The sequence below is a fragment of the Bradyrhizobium sp. AUGA SZCCT0169 genome, from assembly GCF_018130085.1.
Classification (GTDB): domain Bacteria; phylum Pseudomonadota; class Alphaproteobacteria; order Rhizobiales; family Xanthobacteraceae; genus Bradyrhizobium.
Genome location: NZ_JAFCMC010000018.1, coordinates 104494 through 127231, shown reverse-complemented (window position 1 = coordinate 127231; position 22738 = coordinate 104494). Strand labels below are relative to the sequence as shown.

Annotated in this window: 19 protein-coding genes and 1 pseudogene; 7 read left to right on the top strand and 13 right to left on the bottom strand. The window is 63.4% G+C overall.

Going from position 1 to position 22738, the window contains the following annotated elements; genetic code table 11:
• A pseudogene (locus tag JQ609_RS20910) lies at nucleotides 1–489 on the bottom strand (flagellar protein); the annotation flags it as partial.
• Nucleotides 490–802: 313 nt separating this feature from the next.
• On the opposite strand from JQ609_RS20910, the gene flbT reads away from it, so the two are divergent.
• On the top strand, nucleotides 803–1225 hold the full coding sequence (gene flbT, locus JQ609_RS20905; RefSeq protein WP_212214230.1) for a flagellar biosynthesis repressor FlbT: 423 nt from the start codon (nucleotides 803–805) through the stop codon (nucleotides 1223–1225).
• A 72-nt stretch (nucleotides 1226–1297) separates the two neighbouring features.
• On the opposite strand, the gene JQ609_RS20900 is transcribed toward flbT, so the two are convergent.
• The 5 genes from JQ609_RS20900 to JQ609_RS20880 form a co-directional block, all read right to left on the bottom strand.
• Nucleotides 1298–3175 carry a flagellar protein gene (locus JQ609_RS20900; protein WP_212274786.1) on the bottom strand — a complete coding sequence of 626 codons (1878 nt, stop codon included), beginning with the start codon at nucleotides 3173–3175 and terminating at the stop codon, nucleotides 1298–1300.
• Nucleotides 3176–3182: 7 nt separating this feature from the next.
• On the bottom strand, nucleotides 3183–5066 hold the full coding sequence (gene flgK / locus JQ609_RS20895; RefSeq protein ID WP_212214235.1) for a flagellar hook-associated protein FlgK: 1884 nt from the start codon (nucleotides 5064–5066) through the stop codon (nucleotides 3183–3185).
• 46 nt (nucleotides 5067–5112) lie between these two features.
• Nucleotides 5113–6921 carry a flagellar hook-basal body complex protein gene (locus JQ609_RS20890; RefSeq protein WP_212214238.1) on the bottom strand — a complete coding sequence of 603 codons (1809 nt, stop codon included), beginning with the start codon at nucleotides 6919–6921 and terminating at the stop codon, nucleotides 5113–5115.
• Nucleotides 6922–7169: 248 nt separating this feature from the next.
• Complete coding sequence (msrB, locus tag JQ609_RS20885; RefSeq protein ID WP_212214240.1) at nucleotides 7170–7670, bottom strand: peptide-methionine (R)-S-oxide reductase MsrB; 501 nt, start codon at nucleotides 7668–7670, stop codon at nucleotides 7170–7172.
• Nucleotides 7671–7734: 64 nt separating this feature from the next.
• Nucleotides 7735–9231 (bottom strand): FAD-binding oxidoreductase, encoded by a 1497-nt coding sequence (locus JQ609_RS20880; protein WP_212274785.1) that lies wholly within the window; start codon nucleotides 9229–9231, stop codon nucleotides 7735–7737.
• 95 nt (nucleotides 9232–9326) lie between these two features.
• On the opposite strand from JQ609_RS20880, the gene JQ609_RS20875 reads away from it, so the two are divergent.
• Both JQ609_RS20875 and JQ609_RS20870 read left to right on the top strand, forming a co-directional pair.
• Nucleotides 9327–9878, top strand: coding sequence for a histidine phosphatase family protein (locus JQ609_RS20875; RefSeq protein ID WP_212214251.1), 552 nt, complete (start codon nucleotides 9327–9329; stop codon nucleotides 9876–9878).
• Between the two features lie 95 nt (nucleotides 9879–9973).
• A complete protein-coding gene (locus tag JQ609_RS20870) occupies nucleotides 9974–10399 on the top strand; it encodes a universal stress protein (RefSeq protein ID WP_192737723.1) in 426 nt (141 codons plus the stop codon).
• 78 nt (nucleotides 10400–10477) lie between these two features.
• On the opposite strand, the gene JQ609_RS20865 is transcribed toward JQ609_RS20870, so the two are convergent.
• A complete protein-coding gene (locus JQ609_RS20865) occupies nucleotides 10478–10714 on the bottom strand; it encodes a DUF1127 domain-containing protein (RefSeq protein WP_212214254.1) in 237 nt (78 codons plus the stop codon).
• A 182-nt stretch (nucleotides 10715–10896) separates the two neighbouring features.
• Between JQ609_RS20865 and JQ609_RS20860 the strand changes: the two genes are divergently transcribed.
• Nucleotides 10897–12240, top strand: a complete 1344-nt coding sequence (locus JQ609_RS20860; RefSeq protein ID WP_212214257.1) for a PLP-dependent aminotransferase family protein — start codon at nucleotides 10897–10899, stop codon at nucleotides 12238–12240.
• Between the two features lie 16 nt (nucleotides 12241–12256).
• On the opposite strand, the gene JQ609_RS20855 is transcribed toward JQ609_RS20860, so the two are convergent.
• The gene (locus JQ609_RS20855; RefSeq protein WP_212274784.1) at nucleotides 12257–12844 is read right to left on the bottom strand and encodes a YdcF family protein; all 588 of its coding nucleotides are present in this window, start codon (nucleotides 12842–12844) and stop codon (nucleotides 12257–12259) included.
• A 105-nt stretch (nucleotides 12845–12949) separates the two neighbouring features.
• Nucleotides 12950–13558: a hypothetical protein gene (locus JQ609_RS20850; protein ID WP_212274783.1), complete on the bottom strand. Its 609-nt coding sequence runs from the start codon at nucleotides 13556–13558 to the stop codon at nucleotides 12950–12952.
• Between the two features lie 69 nt (nucleotides 13559–13627).
• Between JQ609_RS20850 and JQ609_RS20845 the strand changes: the two genes are divergently transcribed.
• The gene (locus JQ609_RS20845) at nucleotides 13628–14062 is read left to right on the top strand and encodes a hypothetical protein (RefSeq protein ID WP_212214264.1); all 435 of its coding nucleotides are present in this window, start codon (nucleotides 13628–13630) and stop codon (nucleotides 14060–14062) included.
• 115 nt (nucleotides 14063–14177) lie between these two features.
• On the opposite strand, the gene JQ609_RS20840 is transcribed toward JQ609_RS20845, so the two are convergent.
• Together JQ609_RS20840 and JQ609_RS20835 are read right to left on the bottom strand one after the other, a co-directional pair.
• Nucleotides 14178–16580, bottom strand: a complete 2403-nt coding sequence (locus tag JQ609_RS20840; RefSeq protein WP_212214266.1) for an EAL domain-containing protein — start codon at nucleotides 16578–16580, stop codon at nucleotides 14178–14180.
• A gap of 381 nt (nucleotides 16581–16961) precedes the next feature.
• Nucleotides 16962–17120, bottom strand: coding sequence for a hypothetical protein (locus JQ609_RS20835; protein ID WP_212214268.1), 159 nt, complete (start codon nucleotides 17118–17120; stop codon nucleotides 16962–16964).
• Between the two features lie 476 nt (nucleotides 17121–17596).
• Between JQ609_RS20835 and JQ609_RS20830 the strand changes: the two genes are divergently transcribed.
• Both JQ609_RS20830 and JQ609_RS20825 read left to right on the top strand, forming a co-directional pair.
• Nucleotides 17597–18652: a YbhN family protein gene (locus tag JQ609_RS20830; protein WP_212274782.1), complete on the top strand. Its 1056-nt coding sequence runs from the start codon at nucleotides 17597–17599 to the stop codon at nucleotides 18650–18652.
• A 130-nt stretch (nucleotides 18653–18782) separates the two neighbouring features.
• Complete coding sequence (locus JQ609_RS20825; RefSeq protein ID WP_212274781.1) at nucleotides 18783–20750, top strand: hypothetical protein; 1968 nt, start codon at nucleotides 18783–18785, stop codon at nucleotides 20748–20750.
• On the opposite strand, the gene JQ609_RS20820 is transcribed toward JQ609_RS20825, so the two are convergent.
• Both JQ609_RS20820 and JQ609_RS20815 read right to left on the bottom strand, forming a co-directional pair.
• The gene (locus tag JQ609_RS20820) at nucleotides 20747–21628 is read right to left on the bottom strand and encodes a DUF3313 domain-containing protein (protein WP_212274780.1); all 882 of its coding nucleotides are present in this window, start codon (nucleotides 21626–21628) and stop codon (nucleotides 20747–20749) included. The two genes, JQ609_RS20825 and JQ609_RS20820, sit on opposite strands and share 4 nt — an antisense overlap.
• The gene (locus JQ609_RS20815; protein WP_212274779.1) at nucleotides 21625–22647 is read right to left on the bottom strand and encodes an acetylhydrolase; all 1023 of its coding nucleotides are present in this window, start codon (nucleotides 22645–22647) and stop codon (nucleotides 21625–21627) included. Before JQ609_RS20815 ends, JQ609_RS20820 begins: the two co-directional genes overlap by 4 nt.
• Nucleotides 22648–22738 lie beyond the last annotated feature (91 nt).

Genomic DNA, 22738 nt, shown 5'->3' with positions numbered 1-22738 from the left:
GGTGGCGTTGCCCGAATAGAGCTGGGTGCCCGCTGTCGCGGCCGTGCTGGTATACGCAGCGCGCTGCGGAGCGGAAGCACCGGTGAACGCAGCGTTGGTCGGGTCCTGATCGGCGACGAGATTGTCGGCCGTTGCGCCCGCGATATCGACGGAGGTGAACGCCGACTTGGTCGAGAAGCCGACCGTGGTCTGCAGCGCCTGATTGGCGACGGACTTGGCGGAGTCGACGAGCTTCTGCAGCGAAGTGATGCCGGTGTTGGCGGCCTGCAGAACCTGCACGCCGTTGCCGATGCTGTCGAGAAGGTTGTTGATGTCGCCGGCGCGGCTGTCGAGCGAGGCGGCGGTGAAATAGTTGGTGGGATTGTCGAGCGCCGTGTTGACCTTCTTGCCGGTCGAGAGGCGGGACTGCGTGGTCGCGAGAAGATCAGCAGTCGACTGCAGCGAGAGAAGGTTCTGGCGAACCGAGGCCGAAAGAACAATACCGGACATGTTTCATACCTTTCTGGTGTGAAATTAAAACGAGCCACTATCCCGACCTCTCGATCGGGCGACGGCTCACTCTGAAACCAAGTCTCTAAGAAAAAATGAATCCGATCGAACAAGCGGCACATATGGAGGGTGAATTTCGAATTAATGGCCGTCCAGGGCTTCGTTCCCGTGTTCCTACGGGTCGCGCTCCGCCGCGCCGCGTAACGTAGGCACCAACAGCCCATTTACGATTGGTTAACCATCCTCAGAAAGGATGCCGAATCTGCCGGCGGGCACCCAGAACTCGCGCAACAAGCGTCAATGGAGAACAGGCATGGCCTTGAAAGTCGAGCTGAAGCCGCACGAACGAATCATCATCGGCGCTTGCGTGGTCACCAATACCGACCAGCGCGCAAGGCTCTTGATCGACGGCGACAGGATTCCGATCCTGCGCGAAAAAGATATCCTGACCCCCGAGAGTGCCGACACCCCGGCGAAGCTGATCTACCTCGCGGTGCAGCTGATGTACCTGTCGCCGGACCCGATGGCCCACCACCCGACTTATTTCAGCCTGGTACGCGATATCCTGACCGCGATGCCGAGCGCATGGCCCTTCATCGAAGGGATCAACAACTACATCCTGAACGGCGACCTCTATCACGCGCTAAAGGAGGCGAAGAAACTGATCGCCCATGAGGAGCAGATTCTCGAAAGCGCGCGAAAGCTGCAGAACGAGCCCGACCTCAAGTCCGCCTGAACAATCGCAATGGCGTCAGACGAAAAAGGCCTCCGCAAGGAGGCCTTTTTGCTTGGGTTGCAAGCCTTCCGATCAGATCGGCAGGAACTTGGTCAGCGTGGTCTGGTAGAGCATCGAGGTGGTTTGATACGACGCCTGCAGGTTGGTTTGCAGCGCCAGAATCTTGATCGCAACCTCGTCCGCATTGATCCCCTCGATCGAGTCGAGCATCGTCTGCGCCATTCCCTTGAGTTGAGTTTGACGATCGGTCGCGCCCTTGATCGCGGTCTGTGCGCCGGCGATTTCCGCCTGCATATCCTGGATCGACTGCTGCCCATTCTGCGGCGCCAGGTTTGCCGAGATGCGCTGTTGCAGCGCGTTGATCTGTGCTTTCGAATTCGGGTTGTTGGCGTTGGTCGTGACCGCGGCATACACCGCAATATTCTGCAGCTGATAGCGCAGCGCCTCCTCGTTGGCGCGTGCGCCGTATTGCACCGTGACGGCTTGGTCGACGCGCGCGATCGCGGTGCCGCGCGCGGAATCGGCGCCGACTTCACCGGTGTACCACGACACCGTGTTGGCCGGAGTGCCACCGATCAGGTTCGTAGCGGTGGCGAACGGCGGACCGTTGACGCGCAACGGCGCAGGCGTAGCCGTTGCCGGAGCATTGAAGCCAAGCGCCGCAAATGCCGCCGTGTTCGAGCTGCTGATCGAGAGATTCTCGTTGTCGGCTCCATGCAACGCAATCGCTCCGCCGCTGACGGTCGATGGCGTCGTGGCACCGGAAATCGAATCGACCTTCGCCAGCAGCGCCTGAACGCTGTCGGTGACGTTGAGCTGGTTGCCGGTCGCGCCGGAGGCAACGAACGTGATCGGCGTCCCGTTGACGGTGATGGTGTCGCCCGCCGCGAAGCTCGCGGCCAGCGAATCCGTTCCCGCCGCGCCGGACAATAACGTGGCGCCGGTGATCGGTGCCGGGACCGCCGCCTGGTTGTTGACGGCGCTTCCCGTGATCGTGGCGGACGGATTGAAGAAATTATCCGACGCGGCGATCGCCGATGCCGCAACCAGCGCGGTATCGCCGAGCGTCTGGATCGACGACGTCAGCGCAGCCTGCAGGTTCGCGGTCGTCGCGACGGTGTCGACGCCGATCAGGAACGAACCAGCCGGCGCCGGGCTCGTCGTGGTCGCGGTCAGCGAGATCGTCTCGCTGGTGCCGTCTGGCAGATTGAAGTTGAACGAAATCTTGTCGCCGTTATTCGGATTGACGGCGCCGAGATCGATCGTTGCAGACGGCGGCGCGCCGGCCGGCTGCGTCACGGTCGCGCCGGTGAGCGACGAGGTGATGGCGCCGAGCTTCAACCCGAACGACGAGCCGTCCTCGCCAAGGCTGGTGACGGTCGTGGTCGCCGGCGGCGACGAGACGGTGAGATGCGCCATGTTGCCGACGCCCTGATCCGCCTGCCGGCGTTCGTTGATCAATTGCGTCAACCCGGCCTGCGTTCCCGTGCCGGCGAGCATCACCTCGGCCGGCACCGTCGCAGCCTTGTCAGTGGTGCGCCCCGAAAACAGATAGCGGTCGCCCGACTGACTGTTGAGCAGCGAGACCGCGTTGGAGAACGCCGCCTGCGCCGTGATCTGCCCGGAGGTCTGGCCGTTATTGTTGAGCACGATGGTGGACGAGCTCGCCGCGCTTTTGACCGACGTGCCGATGTTGGTCATGCCCTGCAGCGCCAGGTTGAGAACGCCGATTCTCGTATTGACGTTGGTCGCGGTGTTCGCGAACGCATTGATGCTGCTGACCTGCGCGCGCAGGCTGAGCGCAAATCCGCGATCGGCGCCCTGCCCGGCATAGGTCGTCGAGACCTTGCCGCTCGCAAGCTGCTGCGTCAGCTCATTGAGCTGATTGCGGAGCCCGATGATCGAGGTCCCGATATAGGATGTCCTGCCACTAACGCCATCGATAGACATGAAATCCTCACATGGACTGGATCAGCGTGTCGTACATCTGCTTGATCGAAGACATCACGCGTGCGTTGGCCGAATAGGCATTCTGCAGCGCCAGCAGATGCGCCATTTCGTCGTCGATATTGACGCCCGAAGTCGCGCTCACCTTGTTCTGCAGGGTGTTCAGCACGACGTTCTGGCCGTCCGCCAGTTGCTTGGCGGCGTTTGCCGCCTCGCCCTGCTGGCTGATGAACTGCCTGGCGAAGTTGGTGAGCGTGCCGGTGAACGGCGCCCCCGTGGTGCCGATGCCGGTCGCCGGCGAGTAGCGATAGGACCCCGACGACAATTGCGTAAGAATGAAGTCTGAACGCGCGGTATCACCGGCGGCAGTCAGCGGATTGGTGGAATAGACGATGGTGCGCGAGGGATCGCCGAGCAACGCGGTATTGACGCTGATGCGGGCGGCCAATCCGATCTGCTGCGAGCCGTTGGCGGTGATCGCGCCGCCGTAAGGCGCGCCATTGTCGGTGAACAACGGCAGCTGTACGTTACCGCTGGTGAGCGACGTCATGGTCGTGGTGACCGACGCAGCGGTAACGTCCGAACGGTTCGGCGCGCCGTCGTCCAGCACCCGCAACACCGACCCCGATGGATTTGAGAACTGAAGGTCGGCGGTCGCTCCAAGCGCGGCGTTGAGCTGGGAAATGACCGAGCCCATGCCGGCGGAGAAATCGACGCCAAGAACCTCATCGTTCGGATCGAGCGTTGCGGCGTTGGTCAGCGGCAACACGCCCGGATCATCGACGCGCATGATCGAAAGATTGTGCGTGACGCCGGTGATGTTGTTCTTGTAGGTGACGTGAATGACGTTGCCGGACTGCAGCCCGGCCAGGTCGAGATCGAAGCCGGCCTGCGGCGCGACCGATCCGGGAGCGGCGGTGCCGGCCGTGGTCTTGTCCGACAGCGCGCTCGACATCGACGCCGCGAACTGATCGATCTGCGCCTGTGCCTGCACCAGCGTCTTGTCGCGCAGTTCGAGATAGGCGGCGATCTTGCCGGAGCGGATCGAATTGGTCGACACCATGTCGTAACTGCCGCCATGCGGAAAGTTGATGGTGATGGTGCCGACGTTGTTCTTCGTTGGATCGGTACTGTACAGCGTGTTGGGCGTCATCGTGCCCTGCGGATTGAAGCTCAGCTGCGACGCCTCGGTGCCGACCAGCTGCACGCCGGAATTGGTGAATATCGTCACCTGATTGAGATTGTTGGTGACCGTCCTGATATCGATCAGCTGCGACAGCTGATCGATATACTGATCGCGCTGATCGAGCAGCGAGGCCGTCGAAGCGTCGGTCTGGCCGTTATTCTGCAGCTGGACGTTGATCGCCGCGATCCGGGCCATGGCGTTGTTCGCGGTGATCACGGAGTCGTTGATCCCGTTCTCGGCGTTGGCACGGAGGTTCTGAATGCCTTGCGTCGTCGAATTAAGCTGCTGCGCCATCGCCTGCGCCGCGGCGACCGCGCCGATACGCGCCGACTGCGAGTCCGGGCTGGTCGACAGGTTCTGCATCGCCGTCAACAGGGTGTTGAACGCGTTCTCGATGGTGCCGCTTTCGTCCGGATTGCCATAGACGTTCTGCAGATTGGCGAGATAGGTCGAGCGGATAGTGGAGTAAGACGCGCCGGAGTTCTCGGTGCGCAATTGGGTCTGCAGATACTGATCGAGCTGCCGGTTGACGCCGTTGATGAGGACGCTCGATCCGAATTCTCCGGTCGTCCCCGCGACCTGGTTGAGCGTCTTCTTGACGTAACCCGGCGTCTCCGCGTTGGCGACATTCGACGAGACCAGCGCGAGCGAGGCCTGCGTCGCGCGCAGGCCGGACATCGCGGTAGAGAGAGCTTGACTCAAACCCATGACTAAATGCCCATCTCAAATCGTATCAAGGACGACCGCGTCTGAATTATCGCAGCACGTTCAGCAGATCCTGCACCATCGTGTTGGAAGTGGTGATGACCTTGGTGTTGGCCGAATAGGCCTGCTGGGTCACGATCAGCTTGGTGAACTCGTCGGCGATGTCGGTGTTGGATCCTTCCAGCGACGAACCGACGATGGTTCCGGCCTTGCCGTACAATGCGCCACCGGATTCGTCAGTCACCTCGAAGGCGCCGCCGTTGACGCGTTTGAGGAAGTTGGTGCCGTTGAAGGTCGCGACCGAGATTTCGGCGAGATCGAGGTTTCGACCGTTGGAATAGTTGCCGACGATGCGGCCGTTGGTGCTGACACCGACCGACTGCAACTGACCGGCCGGAAAACCGTCCTGCTGGATCTGGTTGACCTGAACGTTGCCGTTGGCATCGGCGAACTGGGTCACACCGCCGGTGCCGAAGTTGATGACGGGGCTGCCGAGCGAAACACCGTTCACGACGGCGTTCGTGAGCGTGATGGAAGGAATCGCGGGCGACATCTGGCCGGAGGCGGAGAAAGTGAAATTGGTGTTGACGTTCTGCCAGGCGACCTGCGTGCCAGTCGCATTGGCGTTGACCTGATAGAACATGTTCCAGGTATCGGTGTGGCCCGCACCGAGCGAGGAACTGTCGGTCTTGGCCCAGCGGAACTGCAGGTTCACCGGCGCGCCTGACACGTCGTAGGTGGTCACCGCACCACCGGCGACGCTTTGATCGAGGAATGTCGAGTTGTCGTTGCCAACCACCTGTCCGGTGCCGATCGTACCGCCGCCGCCGCGGGTCGCGGTCGCGGTGCCGCCGGTGAAGCCGAGGGCTGCGAATGCCGTGGAGTTCGAACTGGTGACCGTGAGGTCGGACGTCGTTCCGGTGTGTAACCTGATCGAGCCGGCCGTGATGGTGGACGGGACCGCGGTTCCCGTGATCGAGTCGATCTTGGCGAGCAAGTCATCGATGTCGTCGGTAACGTTGAGCTGATTGCCGACGGCACCGGCCGCCACGAAGGTGACCACGGTGCCGTTGATCGTGATGGTGTCGCCCGCGGCAAAGTTGGCGGAGATCGAGTTGGTGCCCGCCGCGCCCGAAAGCTGTGTCGCGCCGGTATTGAAAACCGATGGCGTCGCTTTGTTGCTCTGCACGGTGCCGTTGGTATAGGAGTCGGTATACGGCGCCGGAGGCGTCCCTACCACCAGCGGATTGTGTCCTGCGCTGAACGATCCCGGCGCGATCAGTTCCGATCCCTGCACCGACGTATCGTGTCGCGTCGTGAACGGATAAGAGGCAAGGTTGGCGCGGTAGTCGATCTTGGTGGTTTCCTGCGCCGGCAGGAAGTCGTTCTGGAATTTGAGAACCTGCGGCGAACTGCCCGACGGGTTGCCGGTGGTCGGGTCGATCGGAACGCCCTGGAGATAATAGCCGGCGCCGTTGACGAGATAGCCGCTCTTGTCGATCTGGAAGTCGCCGCGCCTGGTGTAACGGTCGACACCGTCGAACACCGGCGTGCCGTCGGTGAAGGTGCCGGGCTTTTGCACGGCGAAGAAGCCGGCGCCGTTGATGGCCATGAAGGTCGCGACCGATGCGGTCTGCACGTCGCCCTGCACCGAGTTGGTGCTGCGCGATTGCGTGGTGACGCCGCCCGCCAATTGCTGGGTCGATGCGGTCTGCGGAATCAGATCGAGGAAACTGGTGTCGACGCGCTTGAAGGCCGTGGTCTGCGAGTTCGCAATATTACCCGAGACGTTTTCCAGTGCGTACGACTGCGAGCGGAGGCCGCCGACGGCTGTCGTAAGAGCGCCGAAGATACCCATGACATATTCTCCAAATTCGATCCGGGCGGCTCGCCGGTCTCACGTCATTGCAGGCCGCGTCGGGAGAAGATGTCGCAAGCGTCGTGCCAAATACAAAAATCCATATATGCCAATGGCTTAAACAAAAAACCCCGGTCCGAAGACCGTGGCACAATTGCCGGGCGGCAACATTTGCCGGGCGCCAAAGCGTTTTCAAGCGAAGTGGACACCCGGTTCGCGTCAAGAAAACGCGTCAAACAAAGAAGGCCTCACGAAGGCGACGGCGACGCCGGGTGAAACACCATCCCAAATCCGTCGATGCAATAGCGCAACCCCGTCGGTTTCGGTCCATCGTTGAAGACGTGACCGAGATGGCCGCCGCAGCGCCGGCAATGCACCTCGGTGCGCAGCATGCCGTAGGTGCGGTCCTCGGTCTTGCCGAGCGCGTTGTCGAGCGGCTGGTAGAAACTCGGCCAGCCGGTGCCGCTCTCGAATTTGGTTTCGGAAGAGAACAACGGCAGGTCGCAACCGGCGCAGGCAAAGATGCCCTTGCGGTGCTCTTTCAGAAGCGGGCTCGAGCCCGGACGCTCGGTGCCGTGCTTGCGCAGGATTTCATATTGCTGCGGCGTCAGCTGCGCGCGCCACTCGGCGTCGGTCTTTTCGATCTCGAATTTCCCGGCGGCCTGCGCCGGCGATGTGCGCAGCCAGCGGAAGGTTGCAAGGCCGAACAGGCCGGCCACAGATGCGAGCAGGATACGGCGGTCCATCATCGGGGTCTCCGTGCGAGGCTGAACAAGGTGGTTCGCCATCAAATACGGCGCGCACGTGCGGAAGTTACACGGATCCGTCCCGAATTCGCTCACTTTCCTGCGAGGCCACGACCGGCGGTATTTCCGCGTCCGGGGCTTCCGACGGCGGCTGCGGGCGGACCGGCCGCGACGGACCCGGCGGCGGCGGACGGCGACGGAGCGGCGGCCTGGTTCCGGCCTGCCGGCTGGCCTCGGCCACCCGCGCCTCGCGAATCCGCTCCTTGGCGCGCATGCCTTCCCGATACCGGGCCAGCGCGCCCGCAGCCGCTGAACTTCCCCGCCCCCACATGCCGATCAGGTGACCGGCGACCCGCCCGGTCGTGCCGCCTGCCCAGACCAGTTCGAACGGCGAAAACAGCCGCCAGCGCTCGTCGCCCCACAGAATGCTGCGTGCCACCAATTGCCCCGCCATCGCCGCGGTGTTCATCCCCTGGCGGCCGAAGCCGGAGGCGACCCACAATCCTTTCCGCAACTGGCCGATCTGCGGCATGCCGTGAACGGTCACACCGACGGCGCCGCCGAAGACGTCGGATATTCCGACCTTGCCGAGCTTTGGAAAAATCGTGGAGATTCGCCGCTGGATGGTTGCGCCGAAGCGCCGCGGCCGCGCGTCCCAGGTCGTCTCCGGACTGGCCCACATCAGGCGGTCGCCCTCCACGATCCGGAAATGATCGATGCCGTCGCTGTCGCAAACAGATCCCTGAAAGGTGATGGCGTCAGCGAGGCGCGCGCCGAGCGGTTCGGTCACGGCGGCATAGCGCCAGACCGGCAGCAGCGTTTCCGACAGCCGCCGCAGCGGCGCTCCGAGATGGATGTTGCCGGCCAGCACGATGTGTGATGCGCGAAGCCGCGCCGACGGCGTCACAATGCGCTTGCGAATGCCCGATGGATCGATGCTGACCACCGGCGTGTCCTCGAAGATGCGCGCCCCTGCCCGCCTTGCGAGCGCCGCCAGGCCATGGACATATTTGCGCCCGTCGACCTGAAACGCCTTGGGGTAATAGATGCCGTGGAAATAGTGCCCGGTCCTGAGCTGATCGCGCACCCGGTCGACCTGCCAGCCCTCGACTTCGGTCTCGAAATCCTCGTTCAGCGTCTGCAGCCGGCTGATCAGCGTTTCGCCGGCATCGACATTGGAGACCTCCAGCGCCCCCTCGGTCTGTGCAATGCCCGGCATCGCTTCTTCGGTCGCCACGGCGCGAATGTAATCAGCGCCCTCCTTCGACAGCGCCCAGAGCTCGCGGGCATCCTCAAGGCCGACGCGCTCGATCAACTCGCCGATCGGAAGGCTATAGCCCGGCATGACGGTGCCGAGCTGGTTGCCGGACGCGTTCCATCCGACGTGCCGGCCCTCGAGCACGGCAACGCTGGCGCCAAGACGCGCGGCCTCCAGCGCCACCGTCAGGCCAGCAAGCCCTGCTCCGACCACGCAGATATCGACATCGAGGTCGAACGACAGGCGCGAGCGAAACGGCGCGTCGTCGTCCGGACCGTTGGTCGCACTTGTGAAAGTCTCTGCCATGGCGTTTTCTTACGGACCGCTGCGGCGCTTGTCACCTTGTCCTGGGCATGAGCCTGTAGATTAATTCAGGCCGAAACGAATCGAGATTGCTGCCCATGCGCCGTTTGATGCTGCTGCGTCACGCCAAGACCGAACATGACGCGCCCTCGGGGCACGACCAGGACCGCCGTCTCGACGACCGCGGCCGGCTGGATGCCGCCGCCGTCGGTGGCTGGATCGGCCGGCACCTGCCCGTTCCCGACATGGTTCTGGTCTCGACCGCGGTGCGGACGCTGCAGACCTGGGAGATCGTCCGGCAGGCGATGCAGGATGCGGCCAAGGATTTCGCCCCGCCGCAGGTCGAGTTCCTGGCCGAACTCTACGGCGCCGACCCAACGCATCTCCTGAAGATCATCCGCATGGCCGAAGCCACCGATCCGAAGCGGTTGATGGTGATCGGCCACAATCCCGGCATGCATGAATTGGCGCTGGCGCTGTCCGGCAGCGGCGATGCGGCGGCGAAGAAAGCACTCAATGACAATCTGCCGACCAGCGGCCTTGCGATCCTCGACTTTGCGATCAAGGACTGGAACGAGGTGGCGTTTCGCCGTGGCACGCTCGTGCGCTTCACCAGCCCGAAATTGCTGAAGCAGACGTCGGACGACTAGCCCGGATATAAATCGCGAAAACAACCCCATGCAAAGTAGGCCGGGCGGACATCCGGTCGCCCTCATGCTAGGCTCGTTTCCGACAGGAGGCGCGGATGTTCAAATCCATTCTGGTGCCGCTCGATCTCGCCGATACTGATTTGGCGAAGCCTGCGATCGCGACCGCGGCGACGCTGTCGCAGACCTGGAACGGCACGGTGCGGCTGCTCAACGTCATGCCGATGACGCCGGTGATGCTGGCGGAATATGTGCCGGCCGATTTCGACGCCCAGCAGCGCCAGACCTCGGAAGAAGCGCTCGCAATCGTGGCGCAGGAATCCGGCATCGAGGCGTCGCGCATTTCCGCCGTGGTGCGGCAAGGCGGGATCTATCACGAGATCCTGGAGGAGGCCGCGGCAATCAAGGCCGATTTGATCGTGATGACGTCGCACCGGCCGGCGATGCGGACCTATTTTCTCGGCTCCAATGCCGGCCACGTGGTGCGCTACGCCAAATGCTCGGTGCTGGTGGTCCGTCACTGACGGAGCGCGATACAAGGACGGTGCAGCCCGGTCGACCGACCGGGCTGCATGTGTTTGTCGTGCAGGTCGAAGCGGCGCTTACCGAAGCCGCCCGAGTTCCGGATCGACCTGACCCCAAACCGCCTGCTCGATGTGGCTGCGGGTTATTCCGATATCGCGGAGCTCACGATCGTCCAGCTGCCGTAGCGCTTTGACCGCCGCCCGGCGATCCAGATACGCGACGATGGCATGCGCCCAAATCCCGAGCCGGCGAAAAAATCCGCCCGAGCTGAGGGAAATTGCAGGCTGGGCTGCGGCTTGGGACATCGTGGTCATTGGTCTTCTCCAGTTGGCTTTCACGCGGCAAGGCGATGCCGCCGACGCAATCGCTGGGAATCAGCGGCGGCGCCTTTAGGTCTGATTGTTTGCACTCTCCTCAGTGCAATCTCAGGCTTGATAGGTTCAAAATGATCCGGTACATTTCTCGGTGCAAGTAAAACATTGCTCTCGGTGCAATTATGTCAAAGTTCGAATATCTCAGGCTTGCCGATGCCGTTGCCTCCGAGATCGCCAATGGCGGGCTCAAACCGGGCGATCGTCTGCCGCCGCAGCGCAGTTTTGCCTATGAGCGCAAGATCGCGGTCTCCACCGCGAGCCGCGTCTACACGGAATTGTTACGGCGAGGCCTGGTGGTCGGCGAAGTCGGACGCGGCACGTTCATTTCCGGACAGGCGCCCCGCACGCTCACCACGCTGACCGAACCGCGCGGCGCCCGCATCGATCTGGAAGTCAATTATCCGCTGCTGCCGACGCAATCGGCCCTGATTGCGAAAAGCCTCGAAGGACTGGAGCGGCCGGAAGCCCTCGAAATCGCGTTGCGGCAAGGCACCAGCGCTGGCACGCAAGCGGCAAGAAACATCGCGGCGGATTTCCTCTCGCAAAACGGCTGGTCGGCGCGCGCGGAGCAGATCGTCTTCACCGCCAACGGCCGGCAATGCATCGCCGCCGCATTGGCCGCGATCGTACCGGCCGGCGGCCGTTGCGGCGTGGAGGCCCTGACCTATCCTTTCATCAAGGGCATCGCCGCCCGGATCGGCGTGACACTGGTGCCGCTGACGATGGACGAACACGGCGTGCGTCCCGACGCCGTGCAAAAGGCCCACCGTGAAGCGCATCTGACAGCGCTGTACATCCAGCCGACGGTCCAGAATCCATTGGGCATGACCATGCCGGCCTCGCGCCGCACCGAGTTGCTGCGCGTCGTCGAGAAGCTCGATCTCACCATCATCGAAGACGCGGTCTATGGATTCCTCGACGACGAGGCTCCGCTGGCGGCACTGGCGCCCGATCGCTGCGTCGTGCTCGACAGCCTTTCCAAGAAGGTCGCACCGGGTCTGGCGCTCGGCTTCATCGTTCCGCCGCCACGTTTGCGCGAGAGCATCATGGCATCAGTTCGTTCCGGCGGATGGACGGCGTCGGGATACGCCTTCGCGGCCGCGCAACGCATGATGGCCGACGGCACCGCGTCCGAACTCGTCAGACTAAAGCGCATCGATGCGCAGCGGCGCCAGCACATTGCCGCCGAACGGCTGGCCGGCTTCGAGTTGCAGGCCAACCCGAAATCCTACCATCTGTGGCTGACGCTGCCGCACCACTGGCGGTCGCAGACCTTCGTCGCCGCCGCTGCCCGCCGGGACATCGCCTTGACGCCCTCATCGACCTTTGCGGTGAGCCCCGGACACGCGCCGAACGCAATAAGGCTGGCGCTGGCGGCGCCTCCCGTCGACCAGCTTGATGCGGCGCTGCGCACGCTGGCGGGAATGCTGCGCGCGAGCGAAGAAGATTTCGAATCGACCGAATAGACCGGTCGCCCTCATTTCACGGCCACTCGGCGATGAAGCCTATCGCCTTGTACGGCTCGATCTTGTCCCATTCGAAGAGCATGCGCCGCCTGAATTCAGGATCGGTGTGCCAGAGCGACCGCGGTGTCGCAAAACTGTCGACCGTGACCAGCATTTTCTCCACTTCCGGCCAGTGCCGGTGCAGCGTCATCGGATAGCGGCGCGCGGTCCAGGTGTTGCCGAGGCAAATTACGCTGCGGATGTTCGTCAGTCCAAGCGCGGCGTCGATGACCGGGAGCGAGAAGATCACATTCTCGCCGGTGTTCATCGCGCGATCTTCCCGCAGGATCCGTCCGGGCGGGATGCCGCGCGCAATCATCGCATCGGCAATGATTTCGCATTCCGAGCGCTCCGATCCCGGCGTGATCCCGCCGCTGACGATCGACCAGCGAAAATAACCGTCCCGCCACAGCCTGAAGGCTTCATCGACGCGCTCTTCGACATCGACGCGGGTGCCGAACACGAACAGCAGATCGGCCGGCTTCAACGGCGTGCTGATCAAATGCTGCGCATCGATGGCGGCAATCTCGGCCTCGGTCGGCAATCGCGTGCTTCGATCCGTCACTTCATGCTCGCAGCAATGCTCATCCAACCGCGGGGAACGCATTGCCACGATGCCGCATGCGGCGCGCTTGGCGAAGTCACATTTGATTGCGCTTGATTGCGCAAGCTACGGCAGCAACGCCTGCGGCAAATGATCGAAGTCGTAAGCGCGCGGCCGGTTGCGCTTGATGAAGCCGCCGATCTGCCAGCTGAACAGCGCGACGAAGCCAACCAGAAACAACGCGCCGTACCATTCACCGGTCGCGAACGCGCGCACCAGAAGTCCGGCCATCGCGATGCCGAGCAACGTCACCATCGCAAGGGCCGCGGCGTAGGTTATCCGTCCGATACCGGCGATCAACGCGGCCTTGCTGCCCGCCTTCGCCATACGCCGATGCAACTCGGTGATGAAGGCACGATAGTCGCGATCCTGCGGCACCATCAGCGAGACGGTTTGCCAGGTGGTCGAGAGAATGGTGATGCGTCCACCATCCCTGCCCTGGAGGTCGGCGCGGAAACGGCGGGACTGCATCGACGACGGCTTGTAACTGAGGCGGATCGCCGCGATGTCGGCATAGTCCCAGACACCGGACTTGCCCGAAATATGCCACGACAAGCCGGCATCGGTCAGCTTGAATTCATGCGCCGATCCGATCAGCGACGCCTTGTAGACGTAGCGGGTCTCGGGCGCGCTACTCCCCGATGTCTCCGTCCTGTTGGGTAACGAGGTTGGCAATTGAAAAATCCCGGTAGCGGCCGAGCGCGCAGCTTGCGCTGCCAGCCGGCTTTACCTTACAAGCAGGCCATGGCCGAGACGACCTATTTTCCGCGACGCCTGATTCTGGCCGGCGCGATGATATCCGGGGTGCTGCTGGCGCTTGCCGTTCACATGCTGGGCGCGCGCTACGGCCTCGACCTCGGCGGCCTGTGGCGATCCGATACCCGTGAATTCATGCCCGCGGGCGCGGCCATTGCGTGGTGGCTGATTGCGAGCGTCGGGTTTTGCAGCGGCTATTTCACCGCCAATCTGATGCACAGTGCGGTGTCCGGCCAAATCCCGCAGCGGATGCGCCAGTTCCTGATCGCGGTCGGCGTGCTGATCCTGGCTGGCGCCGGCCAGGCAGCCTCCGCACCGAGCCCGATCCCGACGATTTCGGGTGTGCTTTCGGGACTTGCGGCGTTATGCCTCGGCGCCGCGATGGCGTTCTGCGGCGCGCATTTCGCGCTGCGTAAGGCGTAACTTCAAACTCGATTCCTCTTTTGACGCGTTTTCTACCGCAGATAAGTCTACGCAATCTGCGTAAACTTGATTGCTATGCGAACCGGTATCCACTTCGCTCGAAAACGCTCTGCGATTATGCGACGATGCGCGCACGCGGCTTCGACAGCATCGCGGCCACTTCGGCGGCGGGACGCGGCCTGCTGAACAGATAGCCCTGGGCCTGCGTGCATCCTTCGCGGCGCAGCAGATCGAACTGGGCCTCCGTCTCGACGCCCTCCGCCGTGGTGACGATCCCGAGACTCTTGCCCAATCCGGTGACGGCACGGACGATGGCCATGGAATCGTCGCGCGTGGCCAGTTCAGTGACGAACGAACGGTCGATCTTGATCTTGTCGAACGGGAAACTGCGCAGATAGCTCAGCGACGAATAGCCCGTTCCAAAATCGTCGAGCGAGATTCTGACGCCAAAGCCGCGCAGCTCGTGCAGAACCGCCAGCGTCGCCTCGCTGTTCTGCAACAGCACCGATTCGGTGATCTCCAGTTCGAGACGATGTGCCGGAAGACCGGCGGCCTGCAACGCTGATTTGACGGACAAGATCAGGTTCGAATTCTTGAACTGCACCGGCGAAAGATTGACGGCGACGGTGATATCCTCGGACCAGCCTGCGGCGTCAATGCAGGCCTGCCGAAGCACCCAATCGCCGAGCGGAATGATCAGGGCGGTTTCCTCCGCCAGCGGAATGAAATTCGCGGGCGAGATCATGCCGCGCAGCGAATGGTTCCAGCGTACCAGGGCCTCGAACGCGACGACGCTGTCGCTGGCGACGTCGCGGATCGGTTGATAATAGACCTCGAACTCGTCGCGCTGCAGCGCCGCGCGCAAATCCAGTTCCAGAATGCGCCGCGCCTGGGCGCGGGCATCCATTCCGCTCTCGAAAAAGCGATAAGTGCCGCGGCCATCCGCTTTGGCGCGATAGAGGGCGAGATCGGCCTTCTTCAGCAACTCATCGGGGTTCTTGCCGTCCTCGGGCGCCAGCGAGATCCCGATGCTGACGCCGACGACGAGTTGGTGCCCTCCGATATCGTAGGGCTCGCCGATCTTCTCGACGATGTGGCTGGCAAGCAAGGCCACCGCCGACGGATCGCAGTCGCTGCAGAACTGCACGACCGCGAATTCGTCGCCGCCAAGTCGCGCAACCGTATCGTGCTCGGTGACACATTCGCCGAGCCGGCGGGCGACTTCCCTCAGCAGCGCGTCGCCGACCGGATGACCGAGCGAGTCGTTGATTTCCTTGAAATGATCGAGATCGAGACAGAATACCGCGAGCTGATCGCTGCGCTTGACCAGGCGCAGCGCCTTCTCAAGCTGCTCGCGGAAAAGCGTCCGGTTCGGCAGATTGGTGAGCGCGTCGTGGCGCGCCATATGCGTGATCTGCTCCTGGGCCGCCTGCCATTCGGTGATGTCCTCGAAGGTCGCGACCCAACCACCGCCCTCTTTGGGCTGATCGACGACGCGGATCGAACGTCCGTTGCGGGTGACGACCCGGTTCAGGCTCTCGCCGGCCTTCGCCGCGGTCACCACAATGTTGAAGAATTCATCCGGATCGCCGTCCCATTTGCCGATCGCTTTCTGATCCTTGAGAACGTCGACCAACAAACGGCCCTGCAGGGGCATATTGGTCCGATCCATCATCTCGCTGTAGCGCTGGTTGAACAGCATGATGCGGCCGTCCGCATCGAACATGCAAAGTCCCTGCGACATGTTTGTGATGGCCGAGTCGAGCAGAACCTTCTGCTGATGCAGCTCGCTGCTTGAACGGCGATCGAGTATCGCCGCCACGAACGTTATGCCGAGAATGGCGAACGCCGCCACCGCGGTCAGAAAGGAAAGCGCCGCCGGTGAGATCGTCAATTCATCGATGACGAGGGTCGGATCGGCAACGAGCGTCACGGCGCCCATCGCCGTGAAATGGTGGGAAACGATCGCGATCGTCAGCAGGCCCGTGGCAGCCACGGTATGTTTGCGGTCGTCCCGGCGCGCGGCGACAACGAGCGCCAGGCCTGCGAACACGCTCCCGAACACGACGGATGCCAGCACGATGCCGGGCGACCAGACGATGCGCGCCGGAAGCTCGAGCGCCATCATGCCGGTGTAGTGCATCGCTGCGACGCCAGCGCCAACAACCGCACCGCCCATCGCAAGCGTCGACCGGCGATCATTGAGCAGGGCGATGCTGAGGCCGGCCGCCGCGATCGACACGGCGAAGATCAGCGACAACAGCGTGACCGGAATATTGTAACCGGCCCCCGAGCCGGGATCGTAGGCCAGCATCGCCACGAAGTGGGTAGCCCAGATTCCGCAGCCGCCGACCGCGGCATCAAGGCCGACCCAGATCGCTCGGGTGCGACCGTGAGAAGCCCGGGCCCGATGAAACAGGCTGACCGCTACCGCGCTGGCGAGCCAGCAAATGATGCCGCCGAGAACGACCAGCCGCAAATCATGCTCGGTGACCAGGCAATTCAGAACTTGATACATCACAGACCCCTGCTAGCGCTCTGTAATGACGGCGCTAATGGTGCATGTGAGGTAACCGACGCGGTTTCGTCTGCTCCGATGGTGAATAAATGCTTCGCGTCCTCGCGTGCGGGTTGCGGGTTCCCGCCATCACCCGGTGATTTCCGCTGTCACCTGAAACGACGAACCGGCGAACTGATTCCCAGGTGGTGAGTACCGCACCGGCAGTGGGAGGCCGGCCAGAATCGCAGCCACGGACGCAAGAACGCGCGCGATTTTCACGCGCGGCGTTTTGCCTCAATGACCCGGACAAATCAGCTCGCGGCCTGCAGACCAACCGTGGGCTCCGCCAGCGTATGGTCGCGCGGCAGCTTCCGCCCGGACGGTCACAGCGAGATCTCGTCAAGCGCAGCGGCGCAGGCGACATTGCTGAGCGGTTGCATCCAGCACGGCCGCGACCTCGTCCACGACTTGGTCGGCCTTCTGGATGATGGCGTCGATCGACGGGCCATTGACCGCCTTGCCCACCGGTCCCCGCAGCGGAAGCACCTTTCCGGGCATGCGTCCGTTTCGTCGAGATGACAGAAAAAGCCCCGTTTAAGCTGCTTTTCGGCCGCCTTCTCGGGCGTCTTCGGCGGCGACGCTTTCACGAGTTGTCTCTCAGCGTAATATTAGATGTCCGCAATTTGGGATGAACAAGCCGTTCATGGTCGTGATGCCTCCGAATAACCGTCCCCCGGCCTGGGAATGCGAAACCGCGGTCCCTCTCAAGCCGATCTACGCGAGGCGGCCCCGGTACCAGCGGAACGGCGCTTGCAAGAGAGCGTTGGGAACACGCCTGGCCGCGACTCACAATCGTTAACGCGGCCGGATATGTAGGACGTATGACAGGGTTGCCGAACGAACGCAGATGCTAGGCTTGTCAAGGGCTGCACAACGGTTCGATTTTGGCTTATGTGTCTTCGCGCACGGTGCGTCTGACCGTCCCTGTCGCCTCGTTTGACAGGTTTTCTTTTGCCATCCCGCCGGGAGGATGAATGCATCGGCTGCTGACCACGCTTGGGCGTGGCTTCAAGGAGAAGATCGGCTGGAAACGGCTAGGGATCGCTGCGAGTCTCCTCATCATCATTCTTGCGGTCACCCATCTGGTTAACACCCTGAAGGGGGTCGACACCGCGATCATCCTGACCGCGCTGACGGAAATCGCGCCGCATCGCATCGCGCTGGCTGCACTGTGCGTGGTAGGCGCGTTTTGCACGCTGACCTTCTATGATTTCTTTGCGCTGCGAACCATCGGCAAGACGCACGTCCCCTATCGCATCGCTGCGCTGTCGAGTTTCACCAGCTACACCATCGGCCACAACATCGGCGCCACCGTTTTTACCGGCGGCGCGATCCGTTTCCGGATCTATTCCGACTACGGCCTGAGCGCGATCGATGTCGCCAAAATCTGTTTCCTCTCGGGCCTGACCTTCTGGCTCGGCAACCTGTTCGTGCTCGGCATGGGCATGGCCTGGCATCCCGAAGCGGCGACGGCCATGGACCTGCTGCCGCCATCGGTGAACCGGCTGATCGCACTCGGCTGCCTCGCCGGCATCGCGGCCTATTTCCTCTGGCTGATCACCGGAGACAGCCGCCGCGAACTCGGCCAGAACGGCTGGAAGGTGGTGCTGCCCTCGGCGCGGCTGACGCTGCTGCAGGTCGCGATCGGCGTGATCGATCTCGGATTTTGCGCGCTGGCGATGTATCTGTTGATGCCGACGCAGCCCCATATCGATTTCGTTTCGCTGGCGGTGGTCTTCATCCTCGCAACACTTCTCGGCTTCGCCAGCCATGCGCCGGGCAGCATCGGCGTGTTCGACGCCGCGATGCTGGTAGCGCTGCCCCAGTTCGGCAAGGAACAATTGCTGGCGACGCTCGTGGTATTCCGGATCCTGTATTTCCTGCTTCCGTTCGCGATCTCGATCTCGATCATGGGTGTGCGCGAACTCTGGCTCAGTGTGTTGCAGCCTTGGTACGAACGCCGACGGCTCGCAGAAGCCTGCACCGCCTCGGCCCGGGTGCGGCAGCCGATCAAGAGCCGCCAGTCCTAGCAGCCGCTTGGCCCCGGTGGTTCCAGCTCGGCGTGTCCGGTAACGGCAAAATTATTGTCGTTATCCGGACTTTTGGGCTAGCGCTGCCTCATTCTCTTATTTCTGCCTTACCGCTAACGTCAAACGCGCCATGGCCGGAATTTTACCTCGATCGATAACATCAGTCGCGCTGCTCGCCGGCGCGCTGGCGGCGCTCTCGCCTCCCCCTGCGGAAGCGCAGATCGCCCAAGGCGCCATGCAGATTTCGTGGGAGGTCCGCAACCGCTTCCGCCTGTTCCGGGAAGAACGGGATTTTCAGCTGCATTCCGAAAGTGGCCGCGGCCGCAGCGTTCTGGCCGCCGAACAGGCGCTGGGATTGCAAAGCGACGGCCGCGGCTGGGCACGAAACACCGTGAACCGGCTTTGCATCGATCTTGCCGGCCGCGTCAGCGAGCCCTGCACGCGCGATAACGTCAAGGAAAGCTATCTGACCCCGATCGATCATCCCATCACCGTCCGCCTGACGGGACAGGTTCCGGTTGGCGCCACCTGCGCCTGGTCGTTTGACGATGGCGACGGACCGCAAGGATCCACCTTCGACTGCGCCGAGCCGGTCAATTTCCGGGTCCGCTATGGACGTACCACCGTTGCCAGCGTCGACGTCTCCGCCGGCTCGGACGGCGGCCAGCGCGTCGCCACCGAGATCTCGGTGCGCGACATCTTCATCGCCGGCCTCGGCGACAGCATCGCTTCCGGCGAGGGAAATCCGGACCGGCCTATCGCGCTGTCCGATGAAGGCTTTTGTTTCCGCTCCTATCTGGGAACGGCCGCCTCGCAATATTACCGTCCAAGCCGCGCCGGCTATAAAGGCGGACGGGCCTGTGAAGCGCCGGATACGATGGCCGTTTGGCAGCGGCAGAGCGCGCTCTGGCTCAATGCAGCCTGCCACCGCTCGCTCTACAGCTACCAGACGCGGACCGCATTGGCGCTCGCCGTACAATATCCGCATATTGCGGTGACGTATCTGCCGCTGGCCTGCACCGGCGCCACCATCGCCGACGGCCTGTTCGGCTCGCAGCGCGCCCGTGACTGCCCGCCGTCGAAATCCGGCAGCTGCCGGGGCACGGTCAATGCCCAGCTCTCCGAATTGCGCGAAGCCGTTACGGCGGCCAAAAGCCGGCAGCCCGACCGCAAGCTCGATCTGGTGCTGCTGTCGATCGGCGCCAACGACATTTATTTTTCGGGGCTTGTCGCCGACGTGATCGTGGACACGGCAACGGAGCGCGCCCTGTTCCGGCGCAGCGGCGTGCTGGCGTCGGTGGACGATGCAAGGGGCGCGCTGATGCGCGACCTGCCGCAAGGATTCGCCAAGCTGCGTGAGGCGTTAAAGCCGCTGGTCGGCGACATGTCCCGCGTGGTCTACACCTCCTACGCCAACCCGACGCTGGCCAATAACGGCGCACCCTGCCCCGGCGGACGGGCGGGCTTTGATATTCATCCCTCGTTCAACGCCGAGCCGCAGCGGCTCGCCGCGGTCTCGAACTTTGTCGAGGGCGAATTCCTGCCGCAGCTCAAGGCGCTCGCGCTGTGCCAATCCGGCATCCTGTGCCGCAACCCGCGCGCCGACCGCATGACCTTTGTCGATGCGCATCAGGCGACGTTTGCGAACCACGGTTTCTGCGCGCGTGCGGAGAGCGATCCCGAATTCGATCGCCAATGTTTCTCGGCCCGCGGCGAGAGCTTCGATCCTGATATCGTCACCGCCGCCAGCCAGCCGATGCTGTGCGGCCGCAGCGCCGCGGAATATCGCGCCTATCTGCCGCGCGCGCGCTGGATCCGCGACGCCAATGACAGCTACTTTGCGGCAATGACCTATCCGCAGGGCTTGCCGTCGTCGCAGCAGCCCGCCGACATCCACGACGCGACCTGGGGGGTCCTGTCGGCGGTGTATGGCGGCGCCGTGCATCCCACCGCCGAAGGCCACGCCGCCATGGCGGACGCGGCACTGCCGGCCGCGGCTGCCGTGCTGCAACTGGATGCCGCCGTACCTGAAGTGATTTCGCAGCCGGTATCGCCGATCCCGGGATTGCCGATCCCGGGATTTCCGGGGACGCGTTAGCGTTCGAGCGCGGAAACTGCCTTCGTGTCGACACGCGGAGCAGGTTCAGGGTGGATCTCGTTTGCTGGCGTACCTCGGTCGGTCCAATCCGGTGGCAGTCCAATCCTCTCGCCGATCATGCCAACCAGTCCCGGCGCTCGCCCGAATGCTTCACAAGCCACCTCCTTCGGCGCTCCGCCGAGGGAGGCCTGCAATCTGGCGATCGATGGCGGTGACGAAATTTTTCCGAACGGACTCTCGGCCGTGACCAGCAATTTCCCGAAATCGTCTCCGAAGGCAGAAGCGAGATCGTAGGCGTCCCCGTCGCTCGACACGCGTGGCGCGCTGGTAAAGGAATTCGCGCCACGCGCCCAGATCATGGCGGCTTTTTGGCTTCCATTACGATCACGGGCCTCGGCCTCCACGGCGAGGCTCCCGAGCCCGATCGGAAGCCGCGGGACGGGGATCGGTAAACCAGGGGCAACGATCGACGGCACGACGCTCGCGACCTTGGAGACGCCGGCGGCCGTCGCATCGGTCGGCGCCACGTGGATGATCACCGCACGGACACTCAAATCCGCCGTCTCCGTCGGGGCGACGACGCGGAAGCGCTCGCTCAGAGCAAGGCACATGGCTCTGCTGACCGTATTCTTGATCAGCCTGCGCTGCTCGTCCGAGAAGGGCACGCGCGCGGCGGCTGCCGTGAGGGCGGTTGGCTCGATCCGCAGGGTCTTTGCTGCGAGAATCTCGGCCTTGCTGACCCGAACCTGCGACTTGGTCAGAAGCCCGTCGGACGGGGTCAGATTGTCGTAGGACGCCAACGAGCCGGACCGCTCCAGTTGTACGGCCGAGCAGCCCCCGGCCATCCAGCCCAACGCCGCGACGACGATCCACCTCATGGCGTAACCGGCAAGCCGATCGCTGAACCCTGCACCACCCGGCGGGAACGGGCGCTCAGAGCCGGCGAAAGCGCTGACCCGGGCGCGGACGCCAGAATAGGTTGCCATGTCGCATTCCAACGCGTCAGCGCCGTACCGTTGCCGTCGAAGGCCATATCGAGAAAAGCCAGCGTGAGCTCTGCCGTGGCGGCCTTCACTTTCGGGTTGAGGGCCGGACCGCCCGTGAACGCGCGATCTGTAAATATGCTGTGCGAGCCCCCTTCGAATACGGCGAGCAGCTTGCGCGGTGCGGCCATTGCGTCGAAGACGGCGAGCCGGTCGGCTGCGGGCGAGTAATACCCGGGAATTTGGATGACATCATTGGTGGCGGTCACATGCAGAGTGGGAACCGTGATTTTGCTCAGCACCGGAGCCAGATCGGTTTCACCGTAGAACGGCGGTGCAGAGATCACGATCGCCGCGGCAAAGCGCGGGTCGCGGGCCTCGACCCACTGCCCTTCGCGCAGCACGCGCGCGCCGACGGCAAGAAGCGCCGTGTTCGCACCATACGAATGACCAGCCGCCACGATGCGCCGACGGTCGATCTGGGCTCCGTAGGGGCCGACGCCGCCGAGCAGCACGCGGTCGAGCGCGAAGCGCAAATCCCAGACCCGGGCAAGCGCCTCGCTCTCGTGAGCCGCTCGCTGCAAACGGTCGACGACGGTAAGGGGATTACCGACCCAGAGCGACGAGTCGCTGCCCGCGTGCTGAACATGCAGGCTGGCAACGCCGCGCGCGGCCCAATACTTGCCGAGATAGCTATATCCCCGGCGGGAGCCGCCCATCCCGTGGGAGAACACAATGAGCGGCACGCGCGCTCCCGGCGCGATATTCGCGGGCCAGTGCAGGCGCGCGGGAATGGTCCGCGAACGCGTCGGGTCGACCCACTCGAAATCAACGACGCGAAAAGCGGGCGCCACGGCCTCCGCTGCTGCGGGATTGGTCGGAACGGCAGCCGTGATGGCGACGGCGAGCAGCATGGCGCTGAGGCCCCGTCGCGTGATGGTGGCCGGCACGTCTTCGCCGGACCGTCGGGACCGCGAGGCAGTCCCGGTTGTACCGTCCTGACCG

Bases quoted from the DNA above. Each gene is read 5' to 3' on its own strand.
- flgK (WP_212214235.1), bottom strand. From the start codon at position 5,066: ATGGGTTTGAGTCAAGCTCTCTCTACCGCGATGTCCGGCCTGCGCGCG.
- JQ609_RS20900 (WP_212274786.1), bottom strand. From the start codon at position 3,175: ATGTCTATCGATGGCGTTAGTGGCAGGACATCCTATATCGGGACCTCG.
- JQ609_RS20835 (WP_212214268.1), bottom strand. From the start codon at position 17,120: ATGCCCGGAAAGGTGCTTCCGCTGCGGGGACCGGTGGGCAAGGCGGTC.
- JQ609_RS20865 (WP_212214254.1), bottom strand. From the start codon at position 10,714: ATGACCACGATGTCCCAAGCCGCAGCCCAGCCTGCAATTTCCCTCAGC.
- JQ609_RS20840 (WP_212214266.1), bottom strand. From the start codon at position 16,580: ATGTATCAAGTTCTGAATTGCCTGGTCACCGAGCATGATTTGCGGCTG.
- msrB (WP_212214240.1), bottom strand. From the start codon at position 7,670: ATGATGGACCGCCGTATCCTGCTCGCATCTGTGGCCGGCCTGTTCGGC.
- JQ609_RS20830 (WP_212274782.1), top strand. From the start codon at position 17,597: ATGCATCGGCTGCTGACCACGCTTGGGCGTGGCTTCAAGGAGAAGATC.
- JQ609_RS20870 (WP_192737723.1), top strand. From the start codon at position 9,974: ATGTTCAAATCCATTCTGGTGCCGCTCGATCTCGCCGATACTGATTTG.
- flbT (WP_212214230.1), top strand. From the start codon at position 803: ATGGCCTTGAAAGTCGAGCTGAAGCCGCACGAACGAATCATCATCGGC.
- JQ609_RS20860 (WP_212214257.1), top strand. From the start codon at position 10,897: ATGTCAAAGTTCGAATATCTCAGGCTTGCCGATGCCGTTGCCTCCGAG.
- JQ609_RS20820 (WP_212274780.1), bottom strand. From the start codon at position 21,628: ATGAGGTGGATCGTCGTCGCGGCGTTGGGCTGGATGGCCGGGGGCTGC.
- JQ609_RS20815 (WP_212274779.1), bottom strand. From the start codon at position 22,647: ATGCTGCTCGCCGTCGCCATCACGGCTGCCGTTCCGACCAATCCCGCA.
- JQ609_RS20890 (WP_212214238.1), bottom strand. From the start codon at position 6,921: ATGGGTATCTTCGGCGCTCTTACGACAGCCGTCGGCGGCCTCCGCTCG.
- JQ609_RS20875 (WP_212214251.1), top strand. From the start codon at position 9,327: ATGCGCCGTTTGATGCTGCTGCGTCACGCCAAGACCGAACATGACGCG.
- JQ609_RS20825 (WP_212274781.1), top strand. From the start codon at position 18,783: ATGGCCGGAATTTTACCTCGATCGATAACATCAGTCGCGCTGCTCGCC.
- JQ609_RS20880 (WP_212274785.1), bottom strand. From the start codon at position 9,231: ATGGCAGAGACTTTCACAAGTGCGACCAACGGTCCGGACGACGACGCG.
- JQ609_RS20845 (WP_212214264.1), top strand. From the start codon at position 13,628: ATGGCCGAGACGACCTATTTTCCGCGACGCCTGATTCTGGCCGGCGCG.